General features: G+C 47.0%; 11 protein-coding genes, 6 tRNA genes and 3 rRNA genes. 19 read left to right on the top strand and 1 reads right to left on the bottom strand.

The genetic code is table 11. The annotated features are described in order from the left end of the window. Positions 1-6 precede the first annotated feature (6 nt). From AYJ58_RS01870 to birA, 7 genes are all read left to right on the top strand, one after another. Positions 7-1,549, top strand: a 16S ribosomal RNA gene (locus AYJ58_RS01870). 193 nt (positions 1,550-1,742) lie between these two features. Continuing rightward, positions 1,743-1,819, top strand: a tRNA-Ile gene (locus AYJ58_RS01865). A gap of 138 nt (positions 1,820-1,957) precedes the next feature. Continuing rightward, a tRNA-Ala gene (locus AYJ58_RS01860) sits at positions 1,958-2,033 on the top strand. A gap of 366 nt (positions 2,034-2,399) precedes the next feature. Continuing rightward, a 23S ribosomal RNA gene (locus AYJ58_RS01855) occupies positions 2,400-5,302 on the top strand. A 154-nt stretch (positions 5,303-5,456) separates the two neighbouring features. Next, positions 5,457-5,572 (top strand): 5S ribosomal RNA (gene rrf, locus AYJ58_RS01850). The 16S, 23S and 5S rRNA genes sit together here with 2 tRNA genes alongside, the layout of an rRNA operon. Before the next feature lie 188 nt (positions 5,573-5,760). Next, positions 5,761-6,789, top strand: a complete 1,029-nt coding sequence (gene murB / locus AYJ58_RS01845; RefSeq protein WP_106648470.1) for a UDP-N-acetylmuramate dehydrogenase — start codon at positions 5,761-5,763, stop codon at positions 6,787-6,789. After that, entirely contained in the window at positions 6,779-7,738 is a 960-nt protein-coding gene (gene birA / locus AYJ58_RS01840; RefSeq protein WP_106648469.1) for a bifunctional biotin--[acetyl-CoA-carboxylase] ligase/biotin operon repressor BirA, read from the top strand. Before murB ends, birA begins: the two co-directional genes overlap by 11 nt. Before the next feature lie 27 nt (positions 7,739-7,765). Here birA and coaA read toward each other — a convergent pair whose 3' ends face one another. Beyond that, complete coding sequence (coaA, locus tag AYJ58_RS01835) at positions 7,766-8,716, bottom strand: type I pantothenate kinase (RefSeq protein WP_106648468.1); 951 nt, start codon at positions 8,714-8,716, stop codon at positions 7,766-7,768. 235 nt (positions 8,717-8,951) lie between these two features. Between coaA and AYJ58_RS01830 the strand changes: the two genes are divergently transcribed. The 12 genes from AYJ58_RS01830 (at position 8,952) to rpoB (ending at position 18,537) form a co-directional block, all read left to right on the top strand. After that, positions 8,952-9,027: transfer RNA gene (locus tag AYJ58_RS01830), tRNA-Thr, on the top strand. Positions 9,028-9,035: 8 nt separating this feature from the next. Continuing rightward, a tRNA-Tyr gene (locus tag AYJ58_RS01825) sits at positions 9,036-9,120 on the top strand. A 37-nt stretch (positions 9,121-9,157) separates the two neighbouring features. Then, positions 9,158-9,231, top strand: a tRNA-Gly gene (locus AYJ58_RS01820). Positions 9,232-9,239: 8 nt separating this feature from the next. After that, positions 9,240-9,315, top strand: a tRNA-Thr gene (locus AYJ58_RS01815). A 117-nt stretch (positions 9,316-9,432) separates the two neighbouring features. After that, entirely contained in the window at positions 9,433-10,617 is a 1,185-nt protein-coding gene (tuf, locus tag AYJ58_RS01810) for an elongation factor Tu (protein ID WP_106648460.1), read from the top strand. A gap of 264 nt (positions 10,618-10,881) precedes the next feature. Then, positions 10,882-11,253, top strand: coding sequence for a preprotein translocase subunit SecE (gene secE / locus AYJ58_RS01805; RefSeq protein WP_006083613.1), 372 nt, complete (start codon positions 10,882-10,884; stop codon positions 11,251-11,253). A gap of 9 nt (positions 11,254-11,262) precedes the next feature. Next, the gene (gene nusG / locus AYJ58_RS01800) at positions 11,263-11,814 is read left to right on the top strand and encodes a transcription termination/antitermination protein NusG (RefSeq protein WP_106648467.1); all 552 of its coding nucleotides are present in this window, start codon (positions 11,263-11,265) and stop codon (positions 11,812-11,814) included. A gap of 127 nt (positions 11,815-11,941) precedes the next feature. Continuing rightward, positions 11,942-12,370, top strand: a complete 429-nt coding sequence (gene rplK / locus AYJ58_RS01795; protein ID WP_006083611.1) for a 50S ribosomal protein L11 — start codon at positions 11,942-11,944, stop codon at positions 12,368-12,370. Positions 12,371-12,374: 4 nt separating this feature from the next. Beyond that, positions 12,375-13,076, top strand: coding sequence for a 50S ribosomal protein L1 (rplA, locus tag AYJ58_RS01790; protein WP_106648466.1), 702 nt, complete (start codon positions 12,375-12,377; stop codon positions 13,074-13,076). A 266-nt stretch (positions 13,077-13,342) separates the two neighbouring features. Beyond that, positions 13,343-13,843 carry a 50S ribosomal protein L10 gene (rplJ, locus tag AYJ58_RS01780; RefSeq protein WP_006083609.1) on the top strand — a complete coding sequence of 167 codons (501 nt, stop codon included), beginning with the start codon at positions 13,343-13,345 and terminating at the stop codon, positions 13,841-13,843. Positions 13,844-13,897: 54 nt separating this feature from the next. Next, the gene (rplL, locus tag AYJ58_RS01775) at positions 13,898-14,263 is read left to right on the top strand and encodes a 50S ribosomal protein L7/L12 (protein WP_106648464.1); all 366 of its coding nucleotides are present in this window, start codon (positions 13,898-13,900) and stop codon (positions 14,261-14,263) included. A gap of 242 nt (positions 14,264-14,505) precedes the next feature. Further along, positions 14,506-18,537, top strand: a complete 4,032-nt coding sequence (gene rpoB, locus AYJ58_RS01770; RefSeq protein ID WP_106648463.1) for a DNA-directed RNA polymerase subunit beta — start codon at positions 14,506-14,508, stop codon at positions 18,535-18,537. Positions 18,538-18,615 lie beyond the last annotated feature (78 nt).

Here is an 18,615-nt window from a genome sequence, read left to right as displayed (position 1 = left end):
AAACTTTAATTGAAGAGTTTGATCATGGCTCAGATTGAACGCTGGCGGCAGGCCTAACACATGCAAGTCGAGCGGCAGCACAAGGGAGTTTACTTCTGAGGTGGCGAGCGGCGGACGGGTGAGTAATGCCTAGGGATCTGCCCAGTCGAGGGGGATAACAGTTGGAAACGACTGCTAATACCGCATACGCCCTACGGGGGAAAGGAGGGGACCTTCGGGCCTTCCGCGATTGGATGAACCTAGGTGGGATTAGCTAGTTGGTGAGGTAATGGCTCACCAAGGCGACGATCCCTAGCTGTTCTGAGAGGATGATCAGCCACACTGGGACTGAGACACGGCCCAGACTCCTACGGGAGGCAGCAGTGGGGAATATTGCACAATGGGGGAAACCCTGATGCAGCCATGCCGCGTGTGTGAAGAAGGCCTTCGGGTTGTAAAGCACTTTCAGTAGGGAGGAAAGGTAATGGTTTAATACACCATTGCTGTGACGTTACCTACAGAAGAAGGACCGGCTAACTCCGTGCCAGCAGCCGCGGTAATACGGAGGGTCCGAGCGTTAATCGGAATTACTGGGCGTAAAGCGTGCGCAGGCGGTTTGTTAAGCGAGATGTGAAAGCCCCGGGCTCAACCTGGGAATTGCATTTCGAACTGGCGAACTAGAGTCTTGTAGAGGGGGGTAGAATTCCAGGTGTAGCGGTGAAATGCGTAGAGATCTGGAGGAATACCGGTGGCGAAGGCGGCCCCCTGGACAAAGACTGACGCTCAGGCACGAAAGCGTGGGGAGCAAACAGGATTAGATACCCTGGTAGTCCACGCCGTAAACGATGTCTACTCGGAGTTTGGTGTCTTGAACACTGGGCTCTCAAGCTAACGCATTAAGTAGACCGCCTGGGGAGTACGGCCGCAAGGTTAAAACTCAAATGAATTGACGGGGGCCCGCACAAGCGGTGGAGCATGTGGTTTAATTCGATGCAACGCGAAGAACCTTACCTACTCTTGACATCCACAGAAGAGACCAGAGATGGACTTGTGCCTTCGGGAACTGTGAGACAGGTGCTGCATGGCTGTCGTCAGCTCGTGTTGTGAAATGTTGGGTTAAGTCCCGCAACGAGCGCAACCCCTATCCTTATTTGCCAGCACGTAATGGTGGGAACTCTAGGGAGACTGCCGGTGATAAACCGGAGGAAGGTGGGGACGACGTCAAGTCATCATGGCCCTTACGAGTAGGGCTACACACGTGCTACAATGGCGAGTACAGAGGGTTGCAAAGCCGCGAGGTGGAGCTAATCTCACAAAGCTCGTCGTAGTCCGGATTGGAGTCTGCAACTCGACTCCATGAAGTCGGAATCGCTAGTAATCGTGGATCAGAATGCCACGGTGAATACGTTCCCGGGCCTTGTACACACCGCCCGTCACACCATGGGAGTGGGCTGCAAAAGAAGTGGGTAGCTTAACCTTCGGGGGGGCGCTCACCACTTTGTGGTTCATGACTGGGGTGAAGTCGTAACAAGGTAGCCCTAGGGGAACCTGGGGCTGGATCACCTCCTTACCTATACGACTAACTTAATGTTTGTTGAGTGTTCACACAGATTTGCTTGATAGAAGAAAGAGTAAAAGATAGACCTAGTTAAATAGGTTTATCAAAGATGGGTCTGTAGCTCAGCTGGTTAGCATCCCAATCCCTTCATAAAGAGTAGGGTGAGGTCGGTGGTTCTAGATGGACTTAGATTTATCAATAAGATGGGTCTGTAGCTCAGCTGGTTAGAGCGCACCCCTGATAAGGGTGAGGTCGGTGGTTCAAGTCCACTCTGACCCACCAAATCTTCGTTATCCTTTGTTAAATTAACACTCGTTTAGTGAACTAAACGTCGGGTTAATTTGCCGCGGATAACTCGATTTGGCAAACCAATCCTTTTAGAGGTTTGGAACATCTTACTTACTCGCACTGCATGTAAATGGGGCTATAGCTCAGCTGGGAGAGCGCCTGCCTTGCACGCAGGAGGTCTGCGGTTCGATCCCGCATAGCTCCACCATTTACACCTTATTCTCACTTTATTGCAAAGTAATAAGGCATATGCACTATGGATAGAGATGCCAAAGATAAACTTAAAAATTATCTTTGGCTTTTTTAAGCCCGCTCTTTAACAATTTGGAAAGCTGATAGTATTTAATTGCATGAGTCTGTCATGTGATTAATTACAAAACGATGTAAACGTGGAAACGTTTGCATCATGAGTTCTCAAACACTTTATTAAGTGTCTTGAATATTCAAAAGTAAATTATTCTTTATTGGATAGTTTACGTCTAAGGCGCGTCCACTTCTTTGGTCAGAAGTGAGACAAGTAAAACCAAGCTGGTCGCAGTGCGACTCAGGTGAGTGAAACTCATTTGGGTTGTATGGTTAAGCGACTAAGCGTATACGGTGGATGCCTTGGCAGTCAGAGGCGATGAAGGACGTAGTAACTTGCGAAAAGCGTTGGCGAGCTAGTAACAAGCATTTGAGCTAACGATGTCCGAATGGGGGAACCCAGCAGCATAAGCTGTTATCGCAACATGAATACATAGTGTTGCGAGGCGAACGAGGGGAACTGAAACATCTAAGTACCCTTAGGAAAAGAAATCAACCGAGATTCCCCTAGTAGCGGCGAGCGAACGGGGATTAGCCCTTAAGTCAGTGGGGTGTTAGTGGAATGTGTTGGAAAGCACAGCGGCACAGGGTGATAGCCCCGTACATGAAAACTAACCATTGATGAAAACGAGTAAGGCGGGACACGTGACATCCTGTTTGAATATGGGGGGACCATCCTCCAAGGCTAAATACTCCTGACTGACCGATAGTGAACCAGTACCGTGAGGGAAAGGCGAAAAGAACCCCTGTGAGGGGAGTGAAATAGAACCTGAAACCGTATACGTACAAGCAGTGGGAGCGGTTCTTGAGACCGTGACTGCGTACCTTTTGTATAATGGGTCAGCGACTTACATTTTGTAGCGAGGTTAAGCGAATAGCGGAGCCGTAGGGAAACCGAGTGTTAACTGCGCGTTTAGTTGCAAGGTGTAGACCCGAAACCCGGTGATCTAGCCATGGGCAGGTTGAAGGTTGAGTAACATCAACTGGAGGACCGAACCGACTAATGTTGAAAAATTAGCGGATGACTTGTGGCTGGGGGTGAAAGGCCAATCAAACCGGGAGATATCTGGTTCTCCTCGAAAGCTATTTAGGTAGCGCCTCGAGCGAATACCATTGGGGGTAGAGCACTGTTAAGGCTAGGGGGTCATCCCGACTTACCAACCCTTTGCAAACTCCGAATACCAATGAGTACTACTCGGGAGACAGACGGCGGGTGCTAACGTCCGTCGTCAAAAGGGAAACAACCCAGACCGTCAGCTAAGGTCCCAAAGTACTAGCTAAGTGGGAAACGATGTGGGAAGGCTTAGACAGCTAGGATGTTGGCTTAGAAGCAGCCATCATTTAAAGAAAGCGTAATAGCTCACTAGTCGAGTCGGCCTGCGCGGAAGATGTAACGGGGCTAAGCTAGTCACCGAAGCTACGGGTGCACAGTTTACTGTGCGCGGTAGAGGAGCGTTCTGTAAGCCGTTGAAGGTGAAGGGGTAACCCACGCTGGAGGTATCAGAAGTGCGAATGCTGACATGAGTAACGATAAAGGGGGTGAAAAACCCCCTCGCCGAAAGACCAAGGGTTCCTGTCCAACGTTAATCGGGGCAGGGTGAGTCGACCCCTAAGGTGAGGCCGAAAGGCGTAATCGATGGGAAACAGATTAATATTTCTGTACTTCCGCTAACTGCGATGGAGAGACGGAGAAGGCTAGGCTAGCGCGGCGTTGGTAGTCCGCGTTTAAGGTGGTAGGTGGTGTTCTTAGGCAAATCCGGGGACACGTACTTTGATGTACACACTGAGAGCTGATGACGAGGTCCTAAGGGACTGAAGTAGTTGATGCCATGCTTCCAGGAAAATCTTCTAAGCTTCAGGTTAGCGGGAATCGTACCCCAAACCGACACAGGTGGTCGGGTAGAGAATACCAAGGCGCTTGAGAGAACTCGGCTGAAGGAACTAGGCAAAATGGTACCGTAACTTCGGGAGAAGGTACGCTCCTGTTGGTGATGAGACTTGCTCTCTAAGCTGACGGGAGTCGCAGATACCAGGTGGCTGCAACTGTTTATCAAAAACACAGCACTGTGCAAACTCGCAAGAGGAAGTATACGGTGTGACGCCTGCCCGGTGCCGGAAGGTTAATTGATTGGGTTATCGCAAGAGAAGCTCATGATCGAAGCCCCGGTAAACGGCGGCCGTAACTATAACGGTCCTAAGGTAGCGAAATTCCTTGTCGGGTAAGTTCCGACCTGCACGAATGGCGTAATGATGGCCACGCTGTCTCCAGCCGAGACTCAGTGAAGTTGAAATTGCGGTGAAGATGCCGTATACCCGCGGCTAGACGGAAAGACCCCGTGAACCTTTACTATAGCTTGGCACTGAACATTGAACCTACATGTGTAGGATAGGTGGGAGACTTTGAAGTTGTGACGCTAGTCATGATGGAGTCGTCCTTGAAATACCACCCTTGTAGTTTTGATGTTCTAACCTAGGTCCCTTATCGGGATTAGGGACAGTGCCTGGTGGGTAGTTTGACTGGGGCGGTCTCCTCCCAAAGAGTAACGGAGGAGCACGAAGGTTGGCTAAGTACGGTCGGACATCGTACGGTTAGTGCAATGGCATAAGCCAGCTTAACTGCGAGACATACACGTCGAGCAGGTACGAAAGTAGGTCATAGTGATCCGGTGGTTCTGAATGGAAGGGCCATCGCTCAACGGATAAAAGGTACTCCGGGGATAACAGGCTGATACCGCCCAAGAGTTCATATCGACGGCGGTGTTTGGCACCTCGATGTCGGCTCATCACATCCTGGGGCTGAAGTCGGTCCCAAGGGTATGGCTGTTCGCCATTTAAAGTGGTACGCGAGCTGGGTTCAGAACGTCGTGAGACAGTTCGGTCCCTATCTGCCGTGGGCGTTGGATGATTGAAGGGAGCTGCTCCTAGTACGAGAGGACCGGAGTGGACGAACCGCTGGTGTTCGGGTTGTCATGCCAATGGCATTGCCCGGTAGCTACGTTCGGAATCGATAACCGCTGAAAGCATCTAAGCGGGAAGCGAGCCCTAAGATGAGTCATCCCTAGGAATTTAATTCCTCTAAAGAGCCGTTCGAGACTAGGACGTTGATAGGCATGGTGTGTAAGCGTTGTGAGGCGTTGAGCTAACATGTACTAATGACTCGAGAGGCTTAACCATACAACCCAGATGGGTTTTGCTAAGCGAACTTAGACAGAATAGAGATACTTGATAAAGTATGAACTCAAAGTGAGTCTTAACTTAATAAGACAATCAGCTTTCCGAATTATTATTAGCGTGAGCCAGAGATGGACACGGTAATAAACAGAATTTGCTTGGTGACAATAGCCTTGTGGAACCACCTGATCCCATCCCGAACTCAGAAGTGAAACGCAAACGCGCCGATGGTAGTGTGGGGTCTCCCCATGTGAGAGTAGGTCATCGCCAAGCGCCTAATTATCTCGTAGAGATGTAACGAAGCCAGCTGAATAAGCTGGCTTTTTTGCGTCTATAATTTGTTAATTGGAGTGATTTTCCTGCTTTTCTCTCAGTTCTTCATTCAGTCATCTTCTCTAGCATGAGCTGCAATCCTCGCTTTTAGCAGTTACAATACGTTTTTGTCGTCATTGAACAAACACATGTCTCTATCTCATAGCCTTCAATCATTTAATTCCTTTGGTTTGGCCCAGTCTTGCGCGGATCTTGTTGAGGCGCACTCAAAAGAAGCTGTTAAGGCGATCTGTCTGCCGCTATGGCAACAACAATTGCCTATGTTGGTGCTTGGTGGTGGTAGCAATCTGGTCTTTACGGAGGACTTTAACGGCACAGTTGTCAGGATGTTATCGAAGGGGATAAAAGTCTCTGAAGACGCAGAAGCGTTTTATCTCGAGGTTGAGGCGGGTGAGAATTGGCACGAGTTAATTCAGTTTACGCTCGAGCGTGGCATGTTTGGGCTGGAGAATATGGCGTTAATTCCTGGAACGGTTGGCGCAGCACCTATACAGAATATTGGCGCCTACGGTGTTGAGCTCTGTGATGTGTGTGATTGGGTTGAGTATCTTGATTTACCCTCAGGTGAGTTTGTGCGTATAAGCACAGCTGAATGTCAATTTGCTTACCGTGAGTCTATTTTCAAAGACAAATTGCGTGATCTTGCCGTAGTCACTGCTGTCGGATTGCGCTTAGTTAAACGGTGGCAACCGCGTTTGGCCTATGGTCCATTGCAATCGTTTGATCCAGCAACCGTCACTGCGCGTGAAATTTTTGATCGCGTATGCCAAGTGCGCAGTGAAAAGCTCCCTGATCCAGCAGTGCTCGGCAATGCAGGGAGTTTCTTTAAAAATCCTATTGTAAGTGCGGCCTGTTATTTAGATTTAGCACAGCGTTTTCCAATGATAGTGGGTTACGCACAAGCGGATGCAACAGTGAAATTGGCGGCAGGTTGGCTGATTGAACAAGCAGAACTGAAAGGTTTTGTGCTTGGTAATGCTGCCGTGCATGACAAACAAGCTTTAGTGCTAGTGAATCGAGGCGAGGCAACGGGGCGTGATATTTGTCGTCTAGCACGGCATGTCATTACGCAGGTGCAGGATAAATTTGGTGTCGTGCTAGAAGCGGAACCTAGAATCATAGGGGCTAACGGCGAAGGAGATTTGTATGTCGGATAATTGGGGAAGAAAGCGCCAGATATTAGCGTTATTGTCTAGCGGTCAATTTGTTTCAGGCGAGCAGCTAGCCACTGAACTTGGGATTTCCCGCGCCGCGGTGAATAAGCATATTGATGCGTTAGAAACCTATGGCGTGGCAATTTATAGCGTTAAAGGTCGCGGCTATAAGTTAGCCAATCCCATCTCTTTAATTGATGCTTCACGTTTAGTGCAGTCAATTGATAACCGTTGCTTTTACTTTGATGAGATAGCAAGCACCAATGGCTTTATGCTGAGCCATACCACTGAGTTAAAGAATGGTGATGTGTGTGTTGCTGAGTATCAATCCGCAGGTCGCGGTCGCCGAGGTCGCACTTGGGTGTCGCCCTATGGGCATCACTTATATTTCTCGCTGTTTTGGACATTTCCGCAGGGAATGGCACAGGCTATGGGATTAAGTTTAGTGGTGGCCTGTACATTAGTTGAAGTGCTTAAATCGTTTGGGGTAGAGAATATTGGGGTTAAGTGGCCGAATGACATCTATTTGGATAACAAGAAGCTTGCCGGGATCTTGATTGAAATGTCGGGACAGGCGGATAGTCAGTGTCAGCTGATCATTGGTGTTGGCGTTAATATGGCGATGTCAGATGAGCAAGGTAAAGGTATAGATCAGCCTTGGAGTGACCTGTCAGAGTTAGTCGATATGCCTGATAAGACAGCGCTTGTTATCGAATTACAGAAGCAACTCAAGCGTGATATCCAGCTATTTGAGCGTGAAGGATTAGCTGCATTCAAAGCTCGTTGGCAAGCGGCAGACTTATTTTATGGCCGTGAAATACGTTTGCTTATGGGTGAAAAATCGGTCGAAGGGATTTGCCGCGGTGTTGATGAGCAAGGTGCGGTCTTGCTCGAAACCGCCGATGGTGTGCAAGCATTTATCGGCGGTGAAATTAGCTTAAGGGCACGCTAAGCACCCAAGAGACTATTTTACAGAAGACTATTTGCGCATCAGTACGTGGGACATCAAATGATCCTGACCTTTTTGTAGGATCAAATGGGCCCTTTCACGGGTCGGTTGAATATTCAATTGCAGGTTGGGACCGTTAATCGTGTCCCAAATATTGGCGGCAATGGTATTAGCTTCATCGTCAGTTAGTGTTGAATAGTGATGGAAATAGGATTTCTTGTCACTGAATGCACCAGAGCGGAATTGCAAGAAGCGTTCTTTGTACCATTGTTTGAGTAATGGCTCTTGTGCATCGACATAAATAGAAAAGTCGACAAAATCAGAGACGAAAGGACGACGGGTATCAACTGGTGAATCGAGTCCGGTCTGCAATACATTCAAGCCTTCCAAAATTAAGATGTCTGGCTGGGAAACGGTTTGGTGTTGATTCTTCACACGATCATAGGTGACATGTGAATAGATAGGGGCTTTCACATGTGGCTGACCGGATTTCACGGCGGAGATAAACTCAACCAGCATTTTCATATCGTAGCTTTCCGGAAATCCCTTACGCTGTAACAAGCCTTTACGCTTCAAGTCTGCCAGTGGATACAAAAAGCCATCCGTGGTCACCAGATCGACCTTAGGGTGCTCAGGCCAGTGCTGTAGTAAGGCTTGCAATATGCGCGCTGTGGTACTTTTGCCGACGGCGACACTGCCGGCAATACTAATGATGTAAGGGCTTTTTGATGGCTTTTGACCAAGGAACTCATCAACGACTAAACCACGTTGTTGCTTAGCTTTGACTATTAGATTGAGCAGCCGACTAAGGGGAAGATAAATATCTGTGACTTCCGATAAGGATATCTTCTCATTAATGCCTCTAAGGTTTTCCAAGTCTTGCTCGCTCAGCGTCAGCGGCACTGAATCTCGTAACTCAGACCATTGCAGGCGCTCAAAGGCGAGATAGAGTGCTTTTTGAATTGAATTTTTAGAAGTCATTGGCTTTCCTCAGCTTAGGAAAGGCACAGTACACTATGGAATTATTCGGAACAATACTAAAAGGGTGATTGCAGCCGTGTTTCCGTGACCGTTTGATGTATTCGCTGTTTAATTGGTCGGCAAACTTGGATAACGTGTAAAAAAGCACCGTTCGAGCGCTTTTTTTACGTAAATAGGTGTTTTTTACTTGCACTTGAGAGCGCATTTACCTAATATCCCGTTCCGAAATGATAATGCCGGCATAGCTCAGTTGGTAGAGCAACTGACTTGTAATCAGTAGGTCCCGAGTTCGACTCTTGGTGCCGGCACCATTTTATGTGGAGGGGTTCCCGAGTGGCCAAAGGGATCAGACTGTAAATCTGACGGCTCAGCCTTCGAAGGTTCGAATCCTTCTCCCTCCACCACTTTTTCTAGGTAGTTAGGTAGCCTTAGTTAGGTTGCGCGGACATCGTATAATGGTATTACTCCAGCCTTCCAAGCTGATAACGCGGGTTCGATTCCCGCTGTCCGCTCCAAATTAGTTGCTGATATGGCTCAGTTGGTAGAGCACACCCTTGGTAAGGGTGAGGTCGGCAGTTCGAATCTGCCTATCAGCACCAGCCTCTCTAAATTTAGCTCCTACGCCTAAACATAATCGGTTCGATGTCATTTTAATGCATCGGATTTTTTCTATATGTTAGTTTTCATCACCAAGATTCTTGGACTGAGGCATTACCATGGCTAAAGCTAAATTTGAACGTATTAAGCCCCATGTAAACGTGGGCACCATTGGTCACGTTGACCATGGTAAAACCACACTGACTGCAGCTATCTCTCACGTACTGGCTAAGACCTACGGTGGCGAAGCTAAAGACTTCTCTCAAATCGATAACGCTCCAGAAGAGCGTGAGCGCGGTATTACCATCAATACCTCTCACATCGAATATGACACGCCTTCACGTCACTACGCACACGTAGACTGCCCAGGCCATGCTGACTATGTTAAAAACATGATCACTGGTGCTGCACAGATGGACGGCGCGATTTTAGTAGTAGCTTCAACAGACGGTCCAATGCCACAGACTCGTGAGCACATCCTGCTTTCTCGTCAGGTTGGCGTACCTTTCATCATCGTGTTCATGAACAAATGTGACATGGTAGATGACGAAGAATTACTGGAATTAGTAGAAATGGAAGTGCGTGAACTTCTGTCAGAATACGATTTCCCAGGTGATGACTTACCAGTAATCCAAGGTTCAGCTCTGAAGGCCCTAGAAGGTCAACCAGAGTGGGAAGCTAAGATTATCGAACTTGCTGAAGCTCTGGATTCTTACATTCCAGAACCACAACGTGACATCGACAAGCCGTTCCTACTGCCAATCGAAGACGTATTCTCAATCTCTGGCCGTGGTACAGTAGTAACTGGTCGTGTTGAGCGTGGTATTGTTAAAGTGGGTGACGAAGTTGAAATCGTTGGTGTTCGCACTACGACTAAAACAACGTGTACTGGTGTAGAAATGTTCCGTAAACTGCTTGACGAAGGTCGTGCAGGCGAGAACTGTGGTGTGTTATTACGTGGTACTAAGCGTGATGACGTAGAACGTGGTCAAGTATTGGCTAAACCAGGTTCAATCAACCCACACACCACTTTTGAATCAGAAGTTTATGTTCTGTCAAAAGAAGAAGGTGGACGTCACACTCCATTCTTCAAAGGCTACCGTCCACAGTTCTACTTCCGTACAACTGACGTAACCGGTACTATCGAACTGCCAGAAGGCGTAGAGATGGTAATGCCTGGCGACAACATCAAAATGGTAGTGACTCTGATTTGCCCAATCGCGATGGACGAAGGTTTACGCTTCGCAATCCGTGAAGGTGGTCGTACAGTTGGTGCTGGTGTAGTAGCTAAAATCATCGCTTAATCGCGACAGAGATTAGTTTGAAAAGGAAGCTTCGGCTTCCTTTTTTGTTTAAGTGGATTATTTCACAGGTTTTGTGGATTGCATGGGATTCGCATCCTTGCTTACAAAGTCGAATAAGAATACAATCTATGGCCGATTTTTGACCCTGAGCTTATGCTATTTTGCGTTTCTAAGGGTGTTCGGAAATGCAGAGTATGATGTGGGAATTATGCCCGTCAATTAATGTGCTCTAAGCTCAGGCCGTATTGAGTAACGGAAAAACCGATGACAACAAATACTGAAAACCAGAACAATTCTCTGGATATCGTGAAGTGGGGTTTAGTGATTGTATTACTAGCCGCTGCTGTTATTGGCAATCAAATGTATAGCGAAGCCAGTGCCGTAATACGTGCGCTTAGTGTTATCGTTGCATTCGCTATTGCTGGTTTTATTGCGCTTCAGACTGTAAAAGGTAAAAAAGCGTTAGCTTTTGCCCGTGAAGCGCATATCGAAGTGCGCAAGGTTGTATGGCCGACGCGTCAAGAAGCACTAAACACCACTTTTATTGTCCTTGCAGCAACAGGTATCTTAGCTCTTATCCTTTGGGGTATGGATGCTGTGTTAATGCGAATTGTCAATTTTATCACTGGCGTATAGGCACCTCGAATGACTGAAGCTAAAGAAGCTAAAAAAAGATGGTATGTAGTGCAGGCATTCTCAGGCTATGAAGGCCGAGTTTGTAAGTCACTGATTGAATACATTAAGATGCACGGCATGGAAGAATACTTCGGCGAAGTATTGGTCCCGACTGAAGAAGTCGTTGAAATGCGTGCAGGTCAGCGTCGTAAGAGCGAACGTAAGTTTTTCCCTGGCTATGTGTTAGTCCAGATGGAAATGAACGATGACAGCTGGCATTTAGTCAAAAGCATCCCGCGTGTTTTAGGCTTTATTGGCGGAACCTCTGATCGTCCTGCCCCAATTTCCGATAAAGAAGCGGATGCAATTCTGCGTCGCTTACAAGAAACGACAGCGTCACCGACTCATAGAACTATATTTGAGCCTGGTGAAGTGGTGCGTGTATGTGATGGTCCATTTGCTGACTTCAACGGTACCGTTGAGGAAGTGGATTATGACAAGAGCCGCGTAAAAGTATCAGTAATGATCTTTGGTCGTTCTACGCCTGTTGAACTTGACTTTAGTCAAGTTGAAAAAGGCTGATTAAATAAAATACAAAATCCGTTTGGCAACGGGGGCGAATTTCTATATAATTCGTCCCCGTTGTTTTCGGGGGAGCACGTCAGCATGTCGCTGATGCGCGTTTGAACCCAAACTGAGGAAATGTCAGATGGCAAAGAAGATTGATGCTTATATTAAGCTACAAGTAAAATCAGGTTCTGCGAACCCGTCACCACCAGTTGGTCCAGCTTTGGGTCAAAAAGGTGTGAACATCATGGAATTCTGTAAAGCGTTTAACGCACGTACAGAAAAAATGGAAAAAGGCATGCCTATTCCAGTCGTGATCACTGTATACAGTGACCGTTCATTCACTTTTGAAACTAAGACTTCTCCAGCGTCTTACTTACTGAAGACTGCTGCAGGCCTGAAATCAGGTTCTCCACGTCCAAACACTCAGAAAGTGGGTACTATCGCTCGCGCTAAAGTTCAAGAAATTGCTGAACTTAAAGCTGCCGATATGACTGGTGCTGACATTGAAGCGATGACTCGCTCAATCGAAGGTACTGCGCGTTCAATGGGTTTGGTTGTAGAGGATTAATATAATGGCAAAGCTAACTAAACGCATGCGCGTAATTCGCGAGAAAGTTGACGGTACTAAAAGCTACGATATCAACGAAGCTGTTGCTCTGTTAAAAGAATTAGCAACTGCAAAATTCGTTGAAAGTGTAGATGTAGCAGTTAACCTGGGTATCGACCCACGTAAATCTGACCAAAACGTTCGTGGTGCAACAGTGTTGCCACACGGTACTGGTCGTGACGTTCGCGTTGCAGTATTTACACAAGGTGCAAATGCTGAAGCGGCAAAAGCTGCTGGTGCTGAGCTAGTTGGTATGGATGATCTGGCTGAGCAAATCAAAGCCGGTGAAATGAACTTCGACGTGGTTATCGCATCTCCAGATGCAATGCGCGTTGTTGGTATGTTAGGTCAAATCTTAGGCCCACGTGGTTTAATGCCTAACCCTAAAACAGGTACAGTAACACCAAACGTTGCTGAAGCTGTTAAGAATGCCAAGGCTGGTCAAGTTCGTTACCGTAACGACAAGAACGGTATTATCCACACTACTATCGGTAAAGTGGATTTCACACCAGTTCAATTGAAAGAAAACTTGGAAGCGTTGATCTCTGCACTGAAAAAGGCTAAGCCTGCAGTTGCTAAAGGTGTATACGTGAAAAAGGTTAGCATCTCTACCACTATGGGTGCAGGTGTTGCAGTTGATCAAGCTACGCTTGAGACAACCATATAATTTTACAAGGTGAGCGTATTAATCTATAATGCGCGCACTTTGTGGGTTGAAGCCTGTTTTATCGCCGTTTAATCGGTTGTAACTCAGGTTTCCGTCCAAGACCGCAGGTGTTTTTTGTAAAAATAACTTAATTTCCTGCGTAGACGGTGTCAGGCCCCAGCTAAATTTTTTTACTGGATAATCTGCACCGTAAGTCACTAAATACATAAGTATTTAGTATGGTAAATACTAGGGAATACCCTAGGTAGAATCCAGGAGTAAAGCCAATGGCATTAAGACTCGAAGACAAAAAAGCGATTGTTGCTGAAGTCAACGAAGCTGCCAAAGGTGCGCTATCTGCAGTTGCCGCTGATTCTCGCGGTGTGACTGTAGGTGCTATGACCGGTCTGCGTAAAAAAGCTCGCGAAGCTGGTGTATATGTACGTGTAGTACGTAACACATTGGCTCGTCGTGCTGTTGAAGGTACAGCTTTTGAGTGCCTAGCAGAAACGTTCACTGGCCCAACTTTGATTGCTTTTTCTTTAGAGCACCCAGGTGCTGCAGCACGTCTGTTAAAAGACTTTGCTAAAGAACAAGCTAACTTCGAAGTTAAAGGCGCAGCCTTTGAAGGGAATTTCATCCCTGCAGCTGAAATTGATCGTTTGGCGAAACTGCCAACATACGAAGAAGCACTAGCTCAGTTAATGATGACTATGAAAGAAGCATCTGCTGGCAAGTTCGTTCGTACACTGGCCGCCCTGCGCGATCAAAAACAAGAAGCCGCTTAATTTCAAGCTGGCTGCTTAATAAAATTGAATTCAGAACAATAGGAAACATTTGTTATGTCTATCACTAAAGACCAAATCTTAGAAGCCTTTGCAGCTATGTCTGTAATGGAAGTTGTTGAACTGATCGAAGCAATGGAAGAGAAGTTCGGCGTTTCTGCCGCTGCTGCTGTTGTTTCTGGTGGCGCTGAAGCTGCTGTTGTTGAAGAACAAACAGAATTCAACGTAATCCTGACTGCTCACGGCGACAACAAAGTTGCTGTTATTAAAGCAATCCGTGGCGCAACAGGTTTAGGCCTGAAAGAAGCTAAAGCTATGTCTGAAGCTGCTCCAGTAGCAGTTAAAGAAGGCGTTTCTAAAGAAGAAGCTGAAGCTCTGAAGAAAGAACTTACTGAAGCTGGTGCTTCTGTAGAAATCAAGTAAGCTATTATTTAGCTTGCTCACCCAAGCCACTTGGGTGGAGGCTGGCGGTTTTTTAACCGTCGGCCTTTTTTGCGCTATATGCGCTGGCGATTTTTTTTCACCGTTTGTCGCCAAATTTTGCAGTCCCTAGCAGAGATTACTGGTTAGGTTCTTGCCATCAACGGTGATGGGCAAACGTGCTGAATTTAATAACATAAGTTATTTATTCAGTCTTGGTCACATCTCGTAAGCAGAGGAAACCCATGGTTTACTCCTATTCTGAAAAGAAGCGTATTCGCAAAGACTTTGGTAAGCGTCCAAAAGTTTTGGATATCCCTTATTTATTGTCTATCCAGCTAGACTCTTTTAAGAAGTTCACCGATCAAGATCCTACCGGTGAGCGCGGTTTAGAAGCCGCCTTCCGTAGCGTTTTTCCCATCAAGAGCTTTTCTGGTAATTCAGAACTGCAATACGTCAGCTATAAGCTTGGCGAGCCTGTTTTTGATGTGAAAGAGTGTCAGATCCGTGGTGTTACGTACTCAGCTCCACTACGCGTTAAATTACGCATGGTGTTGTATGACCGTGAAGCAGCGGCGGGCACAGTAAAAGATATTAAAGAACAAGAAGTCTACATGGGTGATATCCCATTGATGACGGATAACGGTACTTTTGTTATCAACGGTACTGAGCGTGTAATCGTATCTCAATTACACCGTTCTCCAGGCGTGTTCTTTGATCATGACCGTGGTAAAACCCACTCATCAGGTAAGGTGCTGTATAACGCACGTATTATTCCTTACCGTGGTTCATGGCTTGACTTTGAATTCGATCCTAAAGATGCACTATTTGTGCGTATTGACCGTCGCCGCAAATTGCCTGCGACCATCATGTTACGTGCATTAGAATATTCTACTCAAGAGATCCTCGATCTGTTCTTTGAACGCGTTGAGTTCAAGATCAAGAAAGATACTCTGGTTATGGCTTTGGTTCCTGAGCGTCTGCGTGGCGAAACTGCCAGCTATGACATCAAGGATGCTGAAGGTTCTGTATTGGTTGAAGCTGGTCGTCGTATCACTGCGCGCCACATTCGCCAATTAGAAAAAACCAATACCACTGAGCTCGAAGTGCCAGTTGAATATATCGTGGGCAAATATGCTGCTCAGGATTATATCGATCCGGATACAGGTGAAGTTTTAGTCTCTGCCAACAGTGAAATTAGCTTAGAAGATTTGGCTAAATTATCATTGGCCGGTATTAAAGAACTCAGCACCTTGTATATCAACGAGCTAGATCATGGTGCTTATATTTCAGATACGCTGCGTATCGATTCAACCACTAACCGCTTAGAAGCACTGGTTGAAATCTATCGTATGATGCGTCCTGGCGAGCCACCAACCAAAGATGCTGCCGAAGCACTATTCCAGAACTTGTTCTTCAGTGAAGAGCGTTATGACCTGTCTAAAGTCGGTCGTATGAAGTTCAACCGTCGTCTCAGCATTCCTGATGACGAAGGTAGCGGTGTATTGTCTAAAGAAGACATCGTCGCGGTAATGAAGAATATCATTCATATCCGTAACGGTTTCGACGAAGTCGATGATATCGATCACTTAGGCAACCGTCGTATTCGTAGCGTCGGTGAAATGGCTGAAAACCAATTCCGTGTAGGTTTAGTCCGTGTTGAGCGCGCCGTGCGTGAACGTCTATCTTTAGGCGATCTGAACGAGCTGATGCCACAAGACTTGATTAACGCTAAGCCAATTTCTGCTGCAGTGAAAGAGTTCTTCGGTTCTTCTCAGCTGTCACAATTCATGGACCAAAACAACCCGCTGTCAGAAGTAACGCATAAGCGCCGTATTTCTGCTCTTGGCCCTGGTGGTTTGACTCGTGAACGTGCAGGCTTCGAAGTCCGCGACGTACATCCAACGCATTATGGTCGTTTATGTCCAATTGAGACCCCTGAAGGTCCAAACATTGGTCTAATCAACTCATTAGCAAGCTTTGCCCGTACTAACTCATACGGCTTCCTAGAAACGCCATACCGCAAGGTTATCGACGGTGTGATTACTGACGAAGTGGAATATTTGTCAGCAATCGAAGAAGGTCGTTATGTGATCGCACAGGCGAACATTGAAGTTGACGCGAACGGTCGTATGGCAGAAGAGCAAATTGCTTGTCGTCATAAAGGTGAATCTACCTTTATGCGCGCTGCTGACATCCAATATATGGACGTTTCGCCACAACAGATCATTTCAGTTGCAGCGTCGCTCATCCCGTTCTTAGAACACGATGATGCTAACCGTGCATTGATGGGTGCGAACATGCAACGTCAAGCCGTACCAACACTGCGCTCTGAAAAGCCGCTAGTAGGTACTGGTATTGAACGTACACTCGCTGTTGACTCAGGTGTTGTGGTTGTTGCTAAGCGTGGTGGCTTCATTGACTACGTTGATGCGAGCCGTATCGTTGTTAAAGTAAATGAAGATGAGCTGCGCCCAGGCGAAGCCGGTATCGACATTTATAACCTGACTAAGTACACCCGTTCTAACCAAAACACTTGTATCAACCAACGCCCTTGTTGTGCTGTTGGTGAGCCAGTGGTTCGCGGTGACGTGTTAGCAGACGGTCCGTCTACTGACTTAGGTGATTTAGCCCTTGGCCAGAACATGCGTATCGCGTTCATGCCTTGGAACGGTTACAACTTCGAAGACTCGATCTTAATTTCTGAGCGCGTTGCGCAAGAAGACCGTTTCACCACTATCCACATTCAGGAGCTGTCTTGTATCGCTCGTGATACTAAGTTGGGTAGCGAAGAAATCACAGCTGATATTCCAAACGTTGGTGAGTCTGCTCTGTCGAAACTCGACGAGTCAGGTATCGTTTACATTGGTGCAGAAGTGAAGGGTGGCGATATTCTGGTTGGTAAAGTGACGCCAAAAGGCGAAACACAGCTGACGCCAGAAGAGAAATTACTCCGTGCTATCTTCGGTGAGAAAGCGTCTGACGTTAAAGACAGTTCACTGCGTGTTCCTAACTCTGTTAAGGGCACTATCATCGACGTTCAGGTATTTACCCGTGACGGCGTTGAAAAAGACAAGCGTGCAGTTGAAATCGAAGAGATGCACATTGCCCAAGCTCGTAAAGACTTAGGTGAAGAGTTCAAGATCCTTGAAGAAGGTGTTTTGAGCCGTGCACGTAACCTGTTAATCGGTGCTGGTTTCACTGAAGCGCAAATTGCTGCCTTGCCACGTAAAGATGTGTTGATTCAAGTCATTGACGATGAAGCTAAACAAACTGAACTTGAGCAATTAGCTGAACAGCATGAAGAGCTGAAAGCTGACTTCGATAAGAAGTTTGAAATCAAACGTCGCAAGATCACCCAAGGTGATGACTTGGCTCCAGGCGTACTGAAGATCGTTAAGGTTTACTTAGCGGTTAAGCGTACTATCCAACCTGGTGACAAGATGGCGGGTCGTCACGGTAACAAGGGTGTTATCTCTAAGATTTGCCCAATCGAAGACATGCCGTATGACGAACAAGGTAACCCAGTAGACATCGTATTGAACCCGCTAGGTGTTCCATCACGTATGAACATTGGTCAGGTACTTGAAGTCCATATGGGCGCCGCTGCCAAAGGTATTGGTAACAAGATCACTGCGATGCTTGAAGAACAGCGCGAGCTGGCTGAAGTTCGTGGCTACATCAAGCAAGTTTATGAATTAGGTGACGAAGTGCAGCAGCGCGTCGATATCGATTCATTCACTGATGATGAAGTATTACGTCTTGCGACTAACCTGAAAGGCGGTATCCCGATTGCAACTCCTGCATTCGACGGTGCTAAAGAGAAAGAGATCAAGCAGATGCTTGAACTTGCAGGTTTGCCAACCTCTGGTCAGTTGAAGTTGTTTGATGGTCGTACCGGTAACGAATTTGAGCGTCAAGTAACTGTTGGTTACATGTACATGCTCAAACTGAACCACTTAGTTGATGACAAGATGCACGCCCGTTCTACCGGTTCGTACAGCTTAGTGACTCAACAACCACTGGGCGGTAAAGCTCAGTTCGGTGGTCAGCGTTTCGGTGAGATGGAAGTGTGGGCACTAGAAGCATACGGTGCCGCTTATACGCTTCAAGAAATGCTCACCGTTAAATCGGATGACGTTAACGGTCGTACTCAGATGTATAAGAACATCGTCGACGGTAACCATCAGATGCAACCTGGCATGCCAGAGTCCTTCAACGTGTTACTGAAGGAGATCCGTTCACTCGGTATTAATATCGAGTTGGATCAGGCATAAGCGCAGGCCTTTAGCCGCGTTTGGCAAACAGAATGGTGCTCCGTGCGAGCGGAGCACCCGGTTTAACTCCTTCAGGAG

This window comes from Shewanella sp. Pdp11 (assembly GCF_002838165.1).
GTDB lineage: Bacteria > Pseudomonadota > Gammaproteobacteria > Enterobacterales > Shewanellaceae > Shewanella > Shewanella hafniensis.
Note: the sequence above shows the minus strand (reverse complement) of the source record. Positions and strands in the feature narration are given on the sequence as shown.